At 40.4% G+C, this 16,769-nt stretch carries 6 protein-coding genes; 3 read left to right on the forward strand and 3 right to left on the reverse strand.

Going from position 1 to position 16,769, the window contains the following annotated elements; all coding sequences use genetic code 11:
- Positions 1–131 precede the first annotated feature (131 nt).
- The gene (locus RI844_RS20135; RefSeq protein ID WP_348396426.1) at positions 132–2,573 is read left to right on the forward strand and encodes a sugar-binding protein; all 2,442 of its coding nucleotides are present in this window, start codon (positions 132–134) and stop codon (positions 2,571–2,573) included.
- Between the two features lie 156 nt (positions 2,574–2,729).
- Here the strand turns inward: RI844_RS20135 and pdxH are convergent, their stop codons facing one another.
- On the reverse strand, positions 2,730–3,383 hold the full coding sequence (gene pdxH, locus RI844_RS20140) for a pyridoxamine 5'-phosphate oxidase (RefSeq protein WP_348396427.1): 654 nt from the start codon (positions 3,381–3,383) through the stop codon (positions 2,730–2,732).
- Positions 3,384–3,876: 493 nt separating this feature from the next.
- Here pdxH and RI844_RS20145 point away from each other — a divergent pair, with 493 nt between their 5' ends.
- The gene (locus RI844_RS20145; RefSeq protein ID WP_348396428.1) at positions 3,877–6,660 is read left to right on the forward strand and encodes a M16 family metallopeptidase; all 2,784 of its coding nucleotides are present in this window, start codon (positions 3,877–3,879) and stop codon (positions 6,658–6,660) included.
- 90 nt (positions 6,661–6,750) lie between these two features.
- Here the strand turns inward: RI844_RS20145 and RI844_RS20150 are convergent, their stop codons facing one another.
- Positions 6,751–9,138 carry an EAL domain-containing protein gene (locus RI844_RS20150; RefSeq protein WP_348396429.1) on the reverse strand — a complete coding sequence of 796 codons (2,388 nt, stop codon included), beginning with the start codon at positions 9,136–9,138 and terminating at the stop codon, positions 6,751–6,753.
- Positions 9,139–9,943: 805 nt separating this feature from the next.
- On the opposite strand from RI844_RS20150, the gene RI844_RS20155 reads away from it, so the two are divergent.
- A complete protein-coding gene (locus RI844_RS20155) occupies positions 9,944–15,484 on the forward strand; it encodes a PKD domain-containing protein (protein ID WP_348396430.1) in 5,541 nt (1,846 codons plus the stop codon).
- A 1,028-nt stretch (positions 15,485–16,512) separates the two neighbouring features.
- Here RI844_RS20155 and RI844_RS20160 read toward each other — a convergent pair.
- A complete protein-coding gene (locus RI844_RS20160) occupies positions 16,513–16,752 on the reverse strand; it encodes a hypothetical protein (protein WP_348396431.1) in 240 nt (79 codons plus the stop codon).
- Between the last annotated feature and the right edge of the window lie 17 nt (positions 16,753–16,769).

Here is a 16,769-nt window from a genome sequence, read left to right on the forward strand (position 1 = left end):
CCTTCAGGCTGGTTTTTTTTGTCAAAAATATGTGAAAACTTGTTTAAAGCAATACAAATTTTTTTAAAACCGCTATCATTATTCTTAATAAAAACAAATTCTTAAATTTTAAGATAATATCCGGTTCGTTTATGAAAAAACTTGCTCTATTGCCCGTTATTTTATTTTCCCTTCTAAGCTTTTCAATATTCGCCATAGAACTTGACGAAGAGCCTGAAAAAGACTTGGCTGAAGTCGATAATGCCGCCGCAGCAACATTTTCACTCGAAGATATTGAGCGGCTCGAATTAGAAGTACTTGATACCCCACCTTTGATTGATGGTGATTTAACCGACAAGTTTTGGGCATCTTCCAGTATTTTAAGTATTAATCTTGAAATGTATCCAACCCGATTCGCAAAATCTATTGTTGATACCGATGCACTTATAGGTGTAACTAAAACCCATGTTTATTTTGCATTTAATGCCTATGATCCTGATGTGTCTCAGCTCAGAACGGCTGTTCGTGATGAAGATGGGGTAAAAGACGATGATTATGTTTCTGTAGTAATAGATCCTACTGGTAATTTACGCAAAAAATATGAGTTTAGAGTTAATCCTAGTGGTTCTAAATCTGACGTATTACAGAATACGGTTAGTGATAGATATATCTATGATTGGGATACTGAATGGGATGCCGCTGCAAAAATCACTGATTCAGGTTACTTGGTAGAAATTGCAATTCCAATAGACTCTCTGCGGTCCCCTAAAGCTGAAGGGGAAGAGCGTAATATGTGGGCACTAATACTTAAGCGCTCATATCCAAGAAAAATAGACAGAACAATGGGCGGGATTTATATTATTCACCCACCTAATACTATATCAGCGCAGCAAATAGCATCGAGCCAAGGTGGTGAGATGCAATTTGAAAACGCAACAAGAAACTTAGAGCTTTATCCATACGCTATTTATCATTCAAGTGAAAAACGAAATTACCAACAGCCATTTGAACAAAGAGAAGAAATAGAAGAGTTTGATGCCGGTATGGACATGACGCTTACTGTTGATAATTCAACAATAGTTGCGGCCACGGTTAATCCCAACTTTACTGATGTTGAAGCGGATATTGCTCGGGATTCAATTAATAATCCATTTAATGTGTTTAAGCCGGAAAAACGACGGTTTTTTCAGCAAGATATGGATTTATATTCAACGTTAATGTCTCTTGTTTATACGCGAAATATTATTGACCCTGATTTAGGTCTCAGTGTTACTCATGAAACTAAAGAGTTTGCTGCAGGTGTTTTCTGGGCAAGTGATGAAGAAACCGAAGTTATTATTCCTGATAATCTCGGTAGTGACACTGTTGAGTTAGACACACTTGACGGTCAATCAATGGCAGCAAGGTATGTTAGTGCAGCAGGGGGCAGTGCATACGGCTTCTTATCAACGGTTAGAACTGCAGAAGATTATGAAAATGGAGTAGTTGCCCACGATGGCCTGATAAACTTAGGAATAGACGATAAACTACGTTATCAAGTAGCTTTATCTTCTACTGAATATCCAGCATCTTTCGCTGAAGATATTTGTGAAGAAGATGGCTGTCTTGATGTTGACCCAGAAGAAGACTGTGAATTAGGCGATTGTGCTACCACAAGTGAAGTGCTTAGGGTAAATCCTGATGAGAAAGTGGAAGGCTATGCAGTACAGATTAAATACAAACATCAAAGCCCTAATACTTTGTTTTGGGGAAATTATTTTGACATTAGTAAAGATTTTCGCGCTGACTTGGGATTTTTAAGAAAGTCTGACTACCGCTTATACAATGTTGCCTATGGCCGTAACTGGTACTTTGAAACCTTTAGAGGTGATCAAGGTAAATCTCGTGGCCGGGTTTATTTAGTTGCTACTCATATTGAATCTCAATCAGGTCAAAAAATAGAAACCGGCTATGATATTTGGGGGGAGTTTAGAGGATCGTATCAAACAGTCCTTCGTCCAGGGTATCGAATAAAACAAAAGGCGGTTAATCGCATTCAGCAAAACACGCTTGAGCTGAACAGTAATGCCCCTAAATTTGATGAATCTTATTTTCAATGGTATTTAGAAACATCTCCTATTACAGACTGGACTTTTAATTTAGATGGGCGTTATGGCGATGTTGCTGACGCAGACAATATTGTTTTGGGCAAAATGAAAGAGTTTAAACCTAGGGTGCGTTACCAGGTAGGTGACTTTAATTTTAGTCTACAACATACATTACGTAATTTTGATTTTGAAAGTAAACAATTGTATCAAGAAAATTTCACTACATTTACCGCGAATTATAGAAGAAGTGATGACCGCGTTTTTCGTTTACTCGTAAAGTGGGATGAAACAGACAGAGATGTAGATAGGTGGCGTGGGGAAGAAAATTCATACGAACGTGAAGTTGAAATTGAATTTACTCATACACGTTATTTAAGCAAAAATTTAGCTATTTTAACGGGGTTGAAATTTGAGCGTGAAAAAGACAATACCATAGCTCATGATTTCACCAACGACCGTCAGTTTTATTTAAAGCTTAATTATAATATGGGGTTTATTGGGAATTAGGAACGAGAAACTAGTTCCGGCTGCATGGAACTGGGGTCAGAGCAAAACCCTATTTTAAAATAATAGGTTTTGGTCTGACCCCGTATATCTGCACCTGCTAGAACCATATGGTTGGCGTGAATTTATTCGCGCGTCATGGCGCAGCCAGCTTTTAGCTTATGGATGTAAATTGAATATTTCCCAACTGTTTTCATGCTTCTCAAAACACACCCTGTCATGAAGGCGGCTGGCACGTCCTTGCCAAAATTCGATATAATGAGGTACTACGCGAAATCCTCCCCAAAACTCTGGTAATGGAACTTCTTTACCTTTAAATTTTTCAGTATAGTATTCTTCGCGCTCTTTTAGTTCTGTTGGTGTGGTAAGTTTTGTACTTTGCTTTGATGCCCAAGCGCCAATTTGACTACCTCGATCTCTACTATGAAAATATTGTTCAGATTGCTCTGCTGATATTTTTTCTACCACGCCCTCAATGCGCACCTGACGCTGTAATACACTCCAGTGAAACAATAAGGCAACTTTACTATTATTTGTTAGTTCATGGCTCTTACGGCTGCCATAGTTGGTATAAAATACAAAACCTTGTTCATCTACTGACTTTAACAGTACCATTCTTGACGATGGCTGTCCTTGATCGTTACAACTACTTACCGACACAGCCTCAGGTAATAAAATTCCTGATTTATTGGCATCATCAAACCAACCATTAAATAATTCAAATGGAGATTTGTTTTCAGGTATTGTCGGTAACGGCAAGGCAACTCCCTGGCCAAAAGTAAATATACAACGTAATTTTTCAATAAGAGTCATGAGCGTTTTATAATCATTAATAATGACGGAAATTGTATCAGCTAAACTCGCAAGGAGATATAGTTGTAAAGCTCTAAAAGCCAGGATGAATATATTAATATTGCTGAACGTAAGTGATAATGTTCTAAATCAAAGGGCATTTTTGATAACATTATATGGCTCTCATCGGTTGTATTTTCAAGAAGCCATTATAAATCTATAGTATTACTACTTTCCTTGTTATTGTTTATCATTACCCATAAAAACAAATGGTTAGTATTGATTTGCCACAATTAGCTTAGTATATAATTATAAATAAATAAAAAATTGATAAATAATTAATGGTAATTGTAAATTCTTGAATATACTGCTTGGCTTTAATTCTGTATGGTTCGTGCAATTCCAACTATTAGGCTATGCTAAATTTATAATTTTTAAATAGCGTAGTATTCACAAAGCTAACTATTCGCTTGCTGACTTCTAAAAGATAATAAAGAAACATAAAGGTTAATGAATGAAATTTTTAAAACCAACTCTCCTTGGTCTCTCAGTAACAATTGCACTTGGACTATCAGCATGTGCGACAAACAATAATTCCGCTGCTAACCAAAGCTCTCAAGCAACACAGACTCAAAGTAGCCCACTAACATATGTTCGCACAGTAGAAGGCATTGAAGAATATACCTTAGAAAACGGCTTAAAAGTTTTATTGTATCCAGACCCATCACAGCCTAAAACTTTGGTTAATGTTACTTACCGTGTTGGCTCTGTGCATGAGTATTACGGAGAAACGGGTATGGCTCATTTACTTGAACACATGCTATTTAAAGGCTCTACAAATTATAAAAGCATTGATAAAGAATTCAAAAAACGTGGCATGGGTAAAAATGCCTCCACTTGGTTAGACCGCACTAATTATTTTGAAACCTTTGATGCTAATGAAGACAGCCTTGAATGGGCTATTGGTATGGAAGCTGACCGTATGGTTAACGCCACCTTCACTGAAGAAGATTTAAAAAGTGAAATGACCGTTGTGCGCAATGAAATGGAGCGAGGCGAAAATAGCCCATTTCGTATGTTAATGGGCCGTATGGCATCAACTGCCTTTTTGTGGCACAACTACGGTAATAGCACCATAGGCGCACGTTCCGATGTTGAAAACTTTCCATTTCAGCGTTTAAGAAAGTTTTATAAAAAGCATTATCGACCTGATAATGCTGTGTTAACAATTGCTGGCCGTTTTGATAAAGATAAAACCATGGCGTTGGTTGAACAAAAATTCGGGACTCTTGCAAAACCAGAAACTCCAATTGAGCCACTTTATACAGTAGAGCCTACTCAAGACGGTGAAAGGTCGGTTAATATCCGCAGAGTTGGTGATTTACCTATAGTTGGCTTGTCTTATCATACACCATCGGGTTTACACCCAGAACATGCCGCATTATCAATTTTAGCTGATGTTTTAGGAGATGGAACTCGTGGGCGTTTACAAAAAGCTCTGGTAGAAAAGGGCATTGCTACTTCGGCATCAAACTTTATATTTGAGCTTAAAGACAGCTCGCAGTTTCTATTCTTTGTTGAAGGGGACAAAGAATCAGATCTTGCCAAGATAGAAACTGAACTGCTTGCTATTGTAGAGAACTTAAAAAGCCAACCTATTACCCAAGAAGAAATTGATTTAACCAAAGCTAAATTAGCGCGTCAATCAGAACAAGCAATGCGCAATGTAACTGGTGTGGGTATGGCACTTTCTGAATATATCGCTAAAGGTGATTATCGCCATGCGTTTTATTTAAGAGATCTCGTTGCTGAAGTAAGCTTGGAGCAAGTACAAGCGGCAGCTGAAAAATACCTAATTCAAAGTAACCGTACAACAGGACGTTTTATTCCTACTGAAAAACCAGTGCGTGCTGAAATTCCTGCTGCGCCAGATTTGACTGAAGTGTTAAAAGACTATAAAGGCAAAGAAGTTGCTGCTGCAGGTGAAGTTTATGACAACACTGTAGCAAACATTAAAAAGCGTTTAGTGAAAAGTGAATGGCCTGAAGGTACTAAAGTTAATGTTTACCCGAAAGAGCTTCGTGGCGAACAAGTCATAATTTCAATGCACTTCCCAAGTGGAACTGCTGAGACTCTGGCAAATAAAGGCATTGCAATCGGCTTTGTTGGCAGTATGGTAAAACAAGGTAACGCTAACTATTCTAAAGAGCAAATTGCCAGCAAGCTTGATCAATTGAAGAGCTCTATTTCAATCTCAACATCTCTTGGCGCTACTAATGTATCTATTAGCACAGACAAAGCTAATTTAGACGCAACAGTGAAATTATTAGGTGAATTAATGGCCGCGCCTACATTTCCTGAAAAAGAACTTGAAGTATTGAAGCGCGGTGCGATTGCTGGTATTGAACAACAACGTAACGATCCAGGTGCGGTTGCTGGAAATAGCTTTAGAAAAGCATTAAGTAATTATCCTAAGGGTCACCCTAAAGCTTTCATGAGTTTAGATGACAAAATAGCAGCAATTAATGAGCTAACAGTAGACGAAATAGCTAGTTTATATAACAGCCATACCAATATAAATAATGGCCATATTAGTATTGTAGGTGATGTTGATGCTGAACAAGTATCTAACAAATTACATGCTCAATTATCAAGTTTTGTAAATGATACACCTTACGAACACATTAAAATTAGCATGAAGCAAGCTGGTGGCTTAGTTGTTTCAACGGAAACACCAGACAAAGCAAATTCGCAACTTTATGTTATAAACCCAATCACTATGAATAACAGACATGAAGATTATTTGGCGTTAAAAATAGCCAATACCATTTTTGGTGGTGATTCGTTCTCATCTCGTATTGGAGCTCGTATTCGAGTGAAAGAAGGGTATAGCTATACAGTAGCGTCAGGCTTACAAGTTAATACACTTGATCAACAAGGTATGTATTATGCTTTAGCAATTTCGGCACCTGAAAATATGCCTGGTGTGATTGCTGCTTACAAAGAAGAAGTTGCTAAAGTTGTAGCTGATGGTTTCACCGAGACAGAACTAGATGAAGCCGTAAAAGGATTTGTAAGTAGCCGCAACAGATCATGGGCAAGTGATGCAACAATTGCAAGTATACTTTTAGGTACCAGTAAAAAGAATGAAGACTTAGCGATTTATGACCAGCAAATTGCTGATGTCCAAAAGCTCACAGTCGCAGATATTAATACAGCGTTTAACAAATACATTGGCGCTTTAGACATTAATATATTTAAAGCTGGAGATTTTGCCAAGGTTGCTGAAACAAAGTAACTTAAGCGATTCAACTGAAACATTAAAAAACGCCTTTATTGGCGTTTTTTTTATTCAGAGATATATGGCATAAATTCTGTTATCAGAGAATTAACTTTGTTTAAAATTAACTTGCGTTAAATTTTGGTTTTCTATCTTAATTGATTGCTCTGTTATGTGAGGTAAACTGAATTTAGAGTTAGCTAACCACTGTGCAAATTCATGGGCCGGCAGAGGGCGACTTATAAAGTAGCCTTGAGCTTTCTCACAATTATGTTCTTTGAGCCAATCTAAAGTTTCTTGATCTTCAACACCTTCAGCTACAACGGTTAAACCCAATTGGTGAGATAACTGAATTGTAGAATTAACAATGAGTTTGTCTTGTGGTTGCTGAATAAGTTGCTGGATAAAGCAACGATCTATTTTTAACTCTTGTACCGGTAAGTTTTTTAATTGAGCAAGTGATGAATAACCTGTTCCATAGTCATCAATAGACAAATAGATGCCGTTATTACGTAATAATTTTATATTCTCTACGGCTTTAGAGTTATGATCGACAAAAGCGTCCTCAGTAACTTCAAGACACATGGCATTTTGTAACTGACTCTTGCCGCATAATTTATCAATAAGCTGCAGGCAAAATTCATCATCGAGCAAATTTTCTGGTGAAATATTTATCGCTATTTTTATATCAAGTCCTTCGGCTTGCCATGCAAAATACTGCTCTATTGCTTTATTTACTACCCAATGACTTAATGCGGTCATTTGGCCTGTTTGATCAGCTATATGAATAAATGATTCAGGTGTTATTAAACCATTTACCGGGTGATTCCACCTTACTAAAGCTTCGACTTCCTCAACAATGTTATTTGTTAAATTTAATTTTGGTTGGTAATAAAGAGTAAATTCGTTGTGCTCTATAGCGCCTTTTAATCGGTTTACAAGCTGCAATCGATCTAAGGTGTTAAGGTCTATTTGGCGGTCATACATTTGATATAACAAATTTTGACGCTTAGCTATTTGCATAGCGGCATCTACTTCTTTCAATAGTTGGTTCGTTTGAGTCCAACCGTCACTCTCGGTAACGCCAATATTTACTTGTAAGTGAATGGTGATATTTTGGTAAATGAAGCTAGGCTCTAACACCTCAGTGATCAGACTTACACAGTTTTTAACGTTTGTTTTTGATTCTTCATCAAAACGTATTAAAAAACCATTGCCAGAAGTGTGAAATAGTGGTTTTTTAATTTTCTTTAATCGGCTGGCTATTTCTTGAATAACTTCATCACCTACATCATGGCCTAAAGTATCATTAATTTCAGATATGCGACGTATATTAACTTGGCAGAGTAAAAATGGCTTTGATAAGCCATGCATATCGCGATTAAATTGGTTACGGTTTGGCAGCGATGTTAGCGTATCTAAAAATGCTTGTTCAGTAATTTTATTTTCACGTGATTTAATCGCTTCAATCATTTTGCCAAACTGCTCAGCAAGTTGGTTTAGCTCATGAGTATCCCCAACATGTGTATCTAAGTGGTAGTTACCTTTGGCAATACCTTTTGATATTTTTACCAATCTTCTAACCGGTTCAGTAACGCTACTGGCAATAAAGTACGCGCCAATCAATGAAACACCCAAAGTAATAAATATCAATATAAGCAAATTCCAACCGTCTTGGATAATTGCAGCTATCAGGTTTGAATGTAATTGAAAAATTGAAGCACTAAGTTGCCATTCATCAATAGTACCTAACGGGTGATTTTGAGCAACAATACTGTCAGAGAATTGAGGCGATAAAGGCGAAATTGAATTCTTTACAACGTCATGGTTTTCAATAGCCTTATTAAAGGATATCCAATGAAAATCATCTTTGTTTTCCAATACAAAGCCGACGTTGAAAGATGTTAATTTGGAAAACTCGGTAGCTAGTTTATTATTTAACGAATAACCAAGCCCTATATGACCAATAACTTCTAGTTTTTCTAAAACAGGAGTTAATATAAGTTGATAAATTTCATCATTGGTAGAATAAAAAACACTGTTTGGATAGTCTTTTAACCACTCTGTATGCTCAAAGGGGCGGTTGATTTGATTACCCGTAAGAACTCGCTTGATTTCTTTATTACTATCTTTAACTAGCAGCTCACCCAATATTGTGCCGTTAATACTTATTGCTAAAGCAATATCTGCATCAATTCTTTTTCTGTGGTTATTCAATGCAATAGAAAAATTAGGATTACTGGCAAAGAACTCTTTTCTCAATTCAACATCTGTAGCTGAAATTTCAGTAAAGGCGGTTAAATAATAATTACGATTGCTGATTTCTTCGGTTAGCAGTGTTTCAGCTTGAGACAAGTGGGAAGCTAACTGTTGTTGCTCGTTTCGTTTATTTGAATAAAACGAAGTAATGAAAGAAACGGTTTGCACTGCAATGAGCAATAAAATGAAAAAGAAAAAGATCCTGCTTCTTAAGCTATTGAACTTAATAGTATTCATGAATGTTCCTTGAAAATACTCGCTTTTCAAATCTATTTTAAATGATATGCACTAAACGAATATTAGTTTATTTTTTTTATAGAAATTTTCACTAATACCTACAATGACAAATATTGACTGTTAGGGCAATAAGTATCTTTTTTATACTGTATCTTCTGACAAATTAAACATTTCTGAAGGTAAACTTTAGGCGAAAAAAGCGCAGGGTAAACGCCTTAATCTCTATACTTGGTGGAGTGGGAAGTTTGAGTTAATGAACTAATTAATTGATTTTTACGGTATTTAAAGATCGTCTGAGCACAGAGTGTTACTGCAAATGTTACTAAGATTTTCTTCTTGAGAGGAAGTTGTACCGCAGTCTGATATTTGGTTTGCCATTTTGAAATGAATTGTTCAATCAATTTATTTCATCACTAGGAACACTTGATACTAACAATAATATTAAAAATTTAGAGTGGTAGTTTAATCATTGCTTTAAGTAAGGCAAAGCGAAAGTTGGACCTCATCAGTTAGGACTGAAAATACAACTGATTATCAAAATTTAGAACAGAGAAAACGTATTTACTATACGCCCGAAAAAACATTAATAACAATAAATAACAGACGTCTTATAGGATAGCGTCTACCCCTGTCCTCAAAGAGACTAGCCAAATTCACTTTATCGACTAAACTTAAGTCACTAATTGTTTTTTGTTGCCTGCTAAGGTATATATATTCGTTGCTTTACGTTGTACGGATTTAAATCTGTTTAGGTTTTGTTTAAGCATTATGTTCTGAAGGTTCCGTAGTACACAAGGAACAATTCATGCATCAAAAATCATACATTTCAAGTATTAGTTCGATTTTATTCCCTAGAATAGTCGTGGCTTTGTCTTTGCTATTTTTATTATCAGGCACAATGGTGGCAATGACTGTTGTTGAGGCAGCCTCGGCTGGCGACATAAATAGTATTGCTAACGATGAGGCTAGCGAAAAACTTTTTTCTACACATCCCCTTTATATCAGACCTAGTAAATATGCGCGTGCTGCTTTAATCGGCAATTTGAATGTCAAAGGACTGGCTCAGGGCAAGCATAAATTGAGGATAACTTTACCCAACGGTAAAGTCGTTATTCTTCAACGTAGCTATCTTGAAAAGCGTGGCAAAGGCAACAGTACTTGGTTTGGTCGGGTAAAAGGTGAAGCCAATAGTGAAGTGGTGCTGACACTTAAACATGGTCTGATATATGGTCGGATCAGAATCGTCAATGAGGTTTTTGAGTTAAAGTCTACTCGTAAAAAACAATTAATCGTAGAACAACTCGATTCGCAGCTTTTTCCCGAACGGGGGGATGACACTATTCGAGTTCCAACATCAGGCGACAATAGTAGTAGTGTAAATATTCCTTCCGCGGCTAGCAGCAACGATGATGGTATTTCGACCATAGACTTATTGTCAGTTTATTCCAACGATGCTCTGAATAATGCTGGTAGTGCCGAGCAAGTAGAAACCATTATACAGGCGGCGGTTGATGCAGCCAATAACGCCTTTGTAAACAGTAATATATCTATTCGTTATCGATTGGTGTACACCGCTTCGGTTAATTACAACACTTCAGGCACTACTAGCAATGATCTACCCTGGCTCCGCTCCGATAGCCAGATAGCCGCTCTCAGGGATCAATATGGTGCCGATATGGTGTCATTGATAGTTGATACCTCTGACTCTTGTGGCACCGGCTATGTACAACAGACTCCTGGCTCTGGTTTTGCCTCATTCGCTTTTCAGGTCACGGATATTGATTGTGCTGTGGGTAACCTTACGTTTGGCCATGAACATGGCCACAACCTGGGAATGGAACATAACCCGAGTAATAGCAGTGCTTATCCTGAAAATGGGTCCTATCTTTGGTCATTTGGCCATTATATTAATGGTTCGTACCGTACGATGATGTCATATTCGGATCCGTGTTCTAGCATTTGCCCTCGCGCTCAGCAAATATCAAACCCAAATGTCATACACAATGGCTATGCAACGGGTATCACCAACGAGAGAGATAATGCACGTACCGGAGATTTGACCGGTCCCATTTCGGCGGCGTTTCGCGAGCAGGTAGTCCCTTATGACGGTAGTATAGTCTTTGCCGCACTTGGAGACTTTGGTGATGGCAGCAATGCTGAAGCCGATGTCGCCAGCATGGTAAACGACTGGTTACCTGATTTTATTATCACTGCTGGCGATAATCGTTATGGTTCAGACAGTTACGATGAAGTAGTTGGACAATTCTACTGTAACTTTCTTACCGATGTAAGCAGTGGTAATTTTTGTGATGGTGGTAACAGCTCGATAAACGCCTTCTTCCCGACGCTTGGCAATCACGATTATAGTGATGGTGGTGGCGTTGATGAATACCTTAGTTACTTTTCTCTGCCCGGTGTTGGTATCACCACAAATAACACTTCCGGCAGTGAAACATATTATGATTTTGTCGACGGTCCAGTGCATTTCTTTGCCTTAGACAGTGACCTTGCCTGGCGAAACGCAGCCAACATGAATGCACAAAAAAGCTGGTTGCAAGCCCTGCTCGCCACGTCAATATCGCCATGGCAAGTTGTCTACTTCCACCATGGGGCGTACTCTTCTGCCAATCACGGTTCACATCCGCATATGCAATGGGATTTTGCTGACTGGGGCGTCGATGCTGTGATTTCCGCTCACGATCATACCTATGAACGGATCAAGCAAGATGATATCCTGTATTTTGTCAATGGTCTGGGGGGGCGCAGTCTTTACAGTTTTGGCTCCCCTGTGGCGGGTAGTCAGGTGCGATATAATGGCGATCATGGGGCGATGCGAATTACCGCTAGCGTAGAGCAGATGCAATTTGAATTTATTAATCGCTTGGGTACTGTGATTGATAGTCATCTGTTGCAACCCTCTGTCGGTAATAACAATGTAGTTACTACACGAATAGCCTCAAGCACTGATGATGTTGAACAGCGAAGTAGCGATGGTAGCGTAGACATAACCGATTTCGATATCGAATTGGGCGATGATCCTGGCTCCAATGAAGACCAAAGTGTTGGTCTGCGCTTCACTGCCCTGAATATCCCGCAGGGAGCAAGCATAATATCTGCTTCACTAGAATTTACCGTTGCTGAAATAGATACAGCTACCACCAATGTTAGCATAAGGGCTCAGGCGGCAGATAATGCCGCAGAGTTTGTTGCTACAACCAATAATGTCACTAATCGATCGCTTACTAACACATCTTCATCATGGAATATTGCCGCCTGGAATACCGTAGGTGATGTCAAACAATCAACCGATATTTCGGCCTTGGTTCAGGAAGTTATTAATCGCAACGGCTGGATCGCCGGCAATGCCATGGCCTTTGTGGTCAGTGGTAGTGGTTCTAGAACCGCAAAGTCTTATGATGGTGACGCAAGCGCCGCACCACTATTACGCATTGAGTATGAGGTGGCGCTACCAACATCAGGTAGCATTGATATCAGCGTTGCTTCGGCAAGCGATGATGTAGAACAAAAACTGTCGGACGGCAGCATGTATTTTGACAGCAGTGATCTTGAACTGGGTAGCGACGAGAGTTTTAATGGCGAGCAGAGTATTGGCCTCAGATTTCGAGGAATAGATATTCCACAGGGAGCCATTATCGATAGCGCTTACCTGGAATTTATCGTTGATGAAGCCAATAGTGGGGCAACCGATGTTGAGATCAGAGCACAAGCCGTTGATAACGCACCAGCCTTTGGTACTAGTGATTATGATATAACGAATAGAGTGCAGACAAATAATTATGTGCCCTGGGGTATATTATCCTGGGACAATCCAGGTACGGCTAAACCGTCACCCGATATTTCAGCCCTAGTGCAAGAAGTCGTTGACCGTCAAGGCTGGAACTCAGGTAATAATATAGTGTTCTTCATCAGTGGCGATGGCGAACGGACTGCCGAATCCTACGATGGTGCACCTGCATCGGCACCTAGATTATATATCGAATACAGTCAGGCACCGACGAACATGGCACCGATTGCCGCATTTATTGAGTCTTGCAACGATTTGAACTGCTCCTTCACTGATACATCCACAGACAATGACGGTACACTCGGCAGTTGGTCCTGGGAATTTGGCGATGGCGACATTTCCAGCGCGCAAAACCCAAGCCACAGCTATGCGTCAGCTGGCAGCTACACCGTAACCCTGACCGTAACCGATGATGACAATAGCAGCAACAGTACTAGCCAGTCGGTCACCGTCAGCGCACCGGCTAACCAGGCACCTAGCGCAAGTTTCTCTATCAGCACTGCGGATTTGACGGCAGCCTTTACTGACAGCTCAACCGACATTGACGGTACGATTGCAGCTTGGTCCTGGGACTTTGGCGATGGCGACATTTCCAGCGCGCAAAACCCAAGCCACAGCTATGCGTCAGCTGGCAGCTACACCGTAACCCTGACCGTAACCGATGATGACAATAGCAGCAACAGCACTAGTCAGTCGGTCACCGTCAGCGAACCGGGTAACCAGGCACCTAGTGCAAGTTTCTCTATCAGCACTGCGGATTTGACTGCAACCTTTACTGACAGCTCAACCGATAGTGACGGTACGATTGCAGCTTGGTCCTGGGACTTTGGCGATGCTAACAGCGCTACCACCCAAAACCCAAGCCACAGCTATGCGTCAGCTGGCAGCTACACCGTAACCCTGACCGTAACCGATGATGACAATAGCAGCAACAGCACTAGTCAGTCGGTCACCGTCAGCGAACCGGGTAACCAGGCACCTAGTGCAAGTTTCTCTATCAGCACTGCGGATTTGACTGCAACCTTTACTGACAGCTCAACCGATAGTGACGGTACGATTGCAGCTTGGTCCTGGGACTTTGGCGATGGCGACATTTCCAGCGCGCAAAACCCAAGCCACAGCTATGCGTCAGCTGGCAGCTACACCGTAACCCTGACCGTAACCGATGATGACAATAGCAGCAACAGCACTAGTCAGTCGGTCACCGTCAGCGAACCGGGTAACCAGGCACCTAGTGCAAGTTTCTCTATCAGCACTGCGGATTTGACTGCAACCTTTACTGACAGCTCAACCGACATTGACGGTACGATTGCAGCTTGGTCCTGGGACTTTGGCGATGCTAACAGCGCTACCACCCAAAACCCAAGCCACAGCTATGCGTCAGCTGGCAGCTACACCGTAACCCTGACCGTAACCGATGATGACAATAGCAGCAACAGTACTAGCCAGTCGGTCACCGTCAGCGCACCGGCTAACCAGGCACCTAGCGCAAGTTTCTCTATCAGCACTGCGGATTTGACGGCAGCCTTTACCGACAGCTCAACCGACATTGACGGTACGATTGCAGCTTGGTCTTGGGACTTCGGTGATGGCAACAGCGCTGCCACCCAAAACCCAAGCCACAGCTATGCGTCAGCTGGCAGCTACACCGTAACCCTGACCGTAACCGATGATGACAATAGCAGCAACAGCACTAGTCAGTCGGTCACCGTCAGCGCACCGGCTAACCAGGCACCTAGCGCAAGTTTCTCTATCAGCACTGCGGATTTGACGGCAACCTTTACTGACAGCTCAACCGATAGTGATGGTACGATTACAGCTTGGTCCTGGGACTTTGGCGATGCTAACAGCGCTACCACCCAAAACCCAAGCCACAGCTATGCGTCAGCTGGCAGCTACACCGTAACCCTGACCGTAACCGATGATGACAATAGCAGCAACAGCACTAGTCAGTCGGTCACCGTCAGCGCACCGGCTAACCAAGCACCTAGTGCAAGTTTCTCTATCAGCACTGCGGATTTGACTGCAACCTTTACTGACAGCTCAACCGACATTGACGGTACGATTGCAGCTTGGTCCTGGGACTTTGGCGATGCTAACAGCGCTACCACCCAAAACCCAAGCCACAGCTATGCGTCAGCTGGCAGCTACACTGTAACCCTGACCGTAACCGATGATGAGAGTGCTTCAGGCAGCGCTAGCCAGTTGGTGACGGTGACTGCACCCATTGCCCAGGCACCCAACGCACCCACAAACTTGGTCGCATTAGTTGAGAAATCAGGGAAAGGCAAGGACAAGGTGGTAACCAGCATCACCCTTAGCTGGGCCGACAACTCAAATAACGAGACAAGCTTTGTCATCGAGGCTTGCGTGAACATCGGCAAGGGTAGGAGCAGGGTATGCGACTTTGTAGGAGTGGGCAGCAGTGGGGAAAACGTCACTAGCTTTGCTGATCAGATACTGCTTGGTTATGACCGCTTCCAAGTCAAGGCGGTGAACGGCGTGGGTTCATCCGCTTACAGTAATCAGGTGAAGAAATAAATCACGTTAGCCGTGATGGTCTATTAAGCTGATTAAATCAAAGAAAACAAAGAAAGGTTGAAAAAAATTTAGAGTTCCTTGAGATAGTTGACTACATCAATAAAATTGGGGGATCTGTAAAAGTATCTGACGCTACTAATTACTACAGGTAATTACGGGGCGTTTCTGCCATACAATCTGTGGTTATACCAAGCAGTGTTACGAAAATTCGTAATGTAAATGATATAGAAAAGAACAGGTTTTGGAATTAACCAGATCTATCTTAAAGGGATTTTTGAAAACCAAAAAGTTAACGCTACCTTATGACTTTCAGCCTGAACTTTACGTAAAAAATAAACAGTAATTGGTCTGAAAGTTTTAGATACCCAATAAATAAAAACAAAGAAGCCGCTTTTAAAGCGGCTTTTTTTGATTTTAACTGTCGCCAGTTTGTCGCCAAATCTAAAAGTTATCAGGAATAACTAATCGATTAAAAAGGACTTTATTTGGTGGAGCGGGGACGTCTGAATCGACGAACTAATTAATTGATTTTTATGCTAATTAAGTGTTGTTTGAACGCATAGTGTTACTTCAAATGTTACTATAATTTCCTACTTGAAAGGCAGTTGAACCGCCGTCCGAGGTTTTGTTTTTCCATTCAGAAATGAATTGTTTAATCTATTTATTTCATCACCATGATCACTTGATAAAAACAATAATATCACAAATTTAAAGTGGTAAGTTTAATAACTGTTTTATAAGACGAGTGAAAGTTGGTCCTCTACTAGTCAGGACTGCAAATGCAAATAGGCTGTTAAAGTTTGAACAGAATTTTATGCGCTGCGACCGTCTCTGATGTAGCACTTGCAGTCATAGGGGGGCTTTAATCTATGAGTGATACTTTGATTGTTTTACAAATGATATAAGCATCTTCGACTGCTAACATTTTGTAGTTATCACTCATGGTATGAGACTAACAATATTCACTTTTAAATAACCTGAAATTGCACCTTTATAATGATTCAATACTTTGATGGATGCGCTTGAGATTAGCCACTACTATTCTCTAGCGATTCAGCTAAAGGTAATTGCGGATTAATATATTTTGAAAGTTCTCGCCAACCTCTGAAGTAGTTCTCATGTGCTTGATATAGCAATCCTATAATTTCATTAGAGTTTTCAGGCTTGGAGGAAAAGAATAGGTCACCAGCGTCTCCAATGTGGTCATTCAATACGGGATGCTCTGCAAATAAACCTAAATAACCACCTCTTAAATAAGAAATTTCCACATGGTAACGTAGTTGCT

It is taken from the genome of Thalassotalea fonticola, assembly GCF_032911225.1.
GTDB lineage: Bacteria > Pseudomonadota > Gammaproteobacteria > Enterobacterales > Alteromonadaceae > Thalassotalea_A > Thalassotalea_A fonticola.

Bases quoted from the DNA above. Each gene is read 5' to 3' on its own strand.
- RI844_RS20135 (WP_348396426.1), top strand. From the start codon at position 132: ATGAAAAAACTTGCTCTATTGCCCGTTATTTTATTTTCCCTTCTAAGC.
- pdxH (WP_348396427.1), bottom strand. From the start codon at position 3,383: ATGACTCTTATTGAAAAATTACGTTGTATATTTACTTTTGGCCAGGGA.
- RI844_RS20145 (WP_348396428.1), top strand. From the start codon at position 3,877: ATGAAATTTTTAAAACCAACTCTCCTTGGTCTCTCAGTAACAATTGCA.
- RI844_RS20150 (WP_348396429.1), bottom strand. From the start codon at position 9,138: ATGAATACTATTAAGTTCAATAGCTTAAGAAGCAGGATCTTTTTCTTT.
- RI844_RS20155 (WP_348396430.1), top strand. From the start codon at position 9,944: ATGCATCAAAAATCATACATTTCAAGTATTAGTTCGATTTTATTCCCT.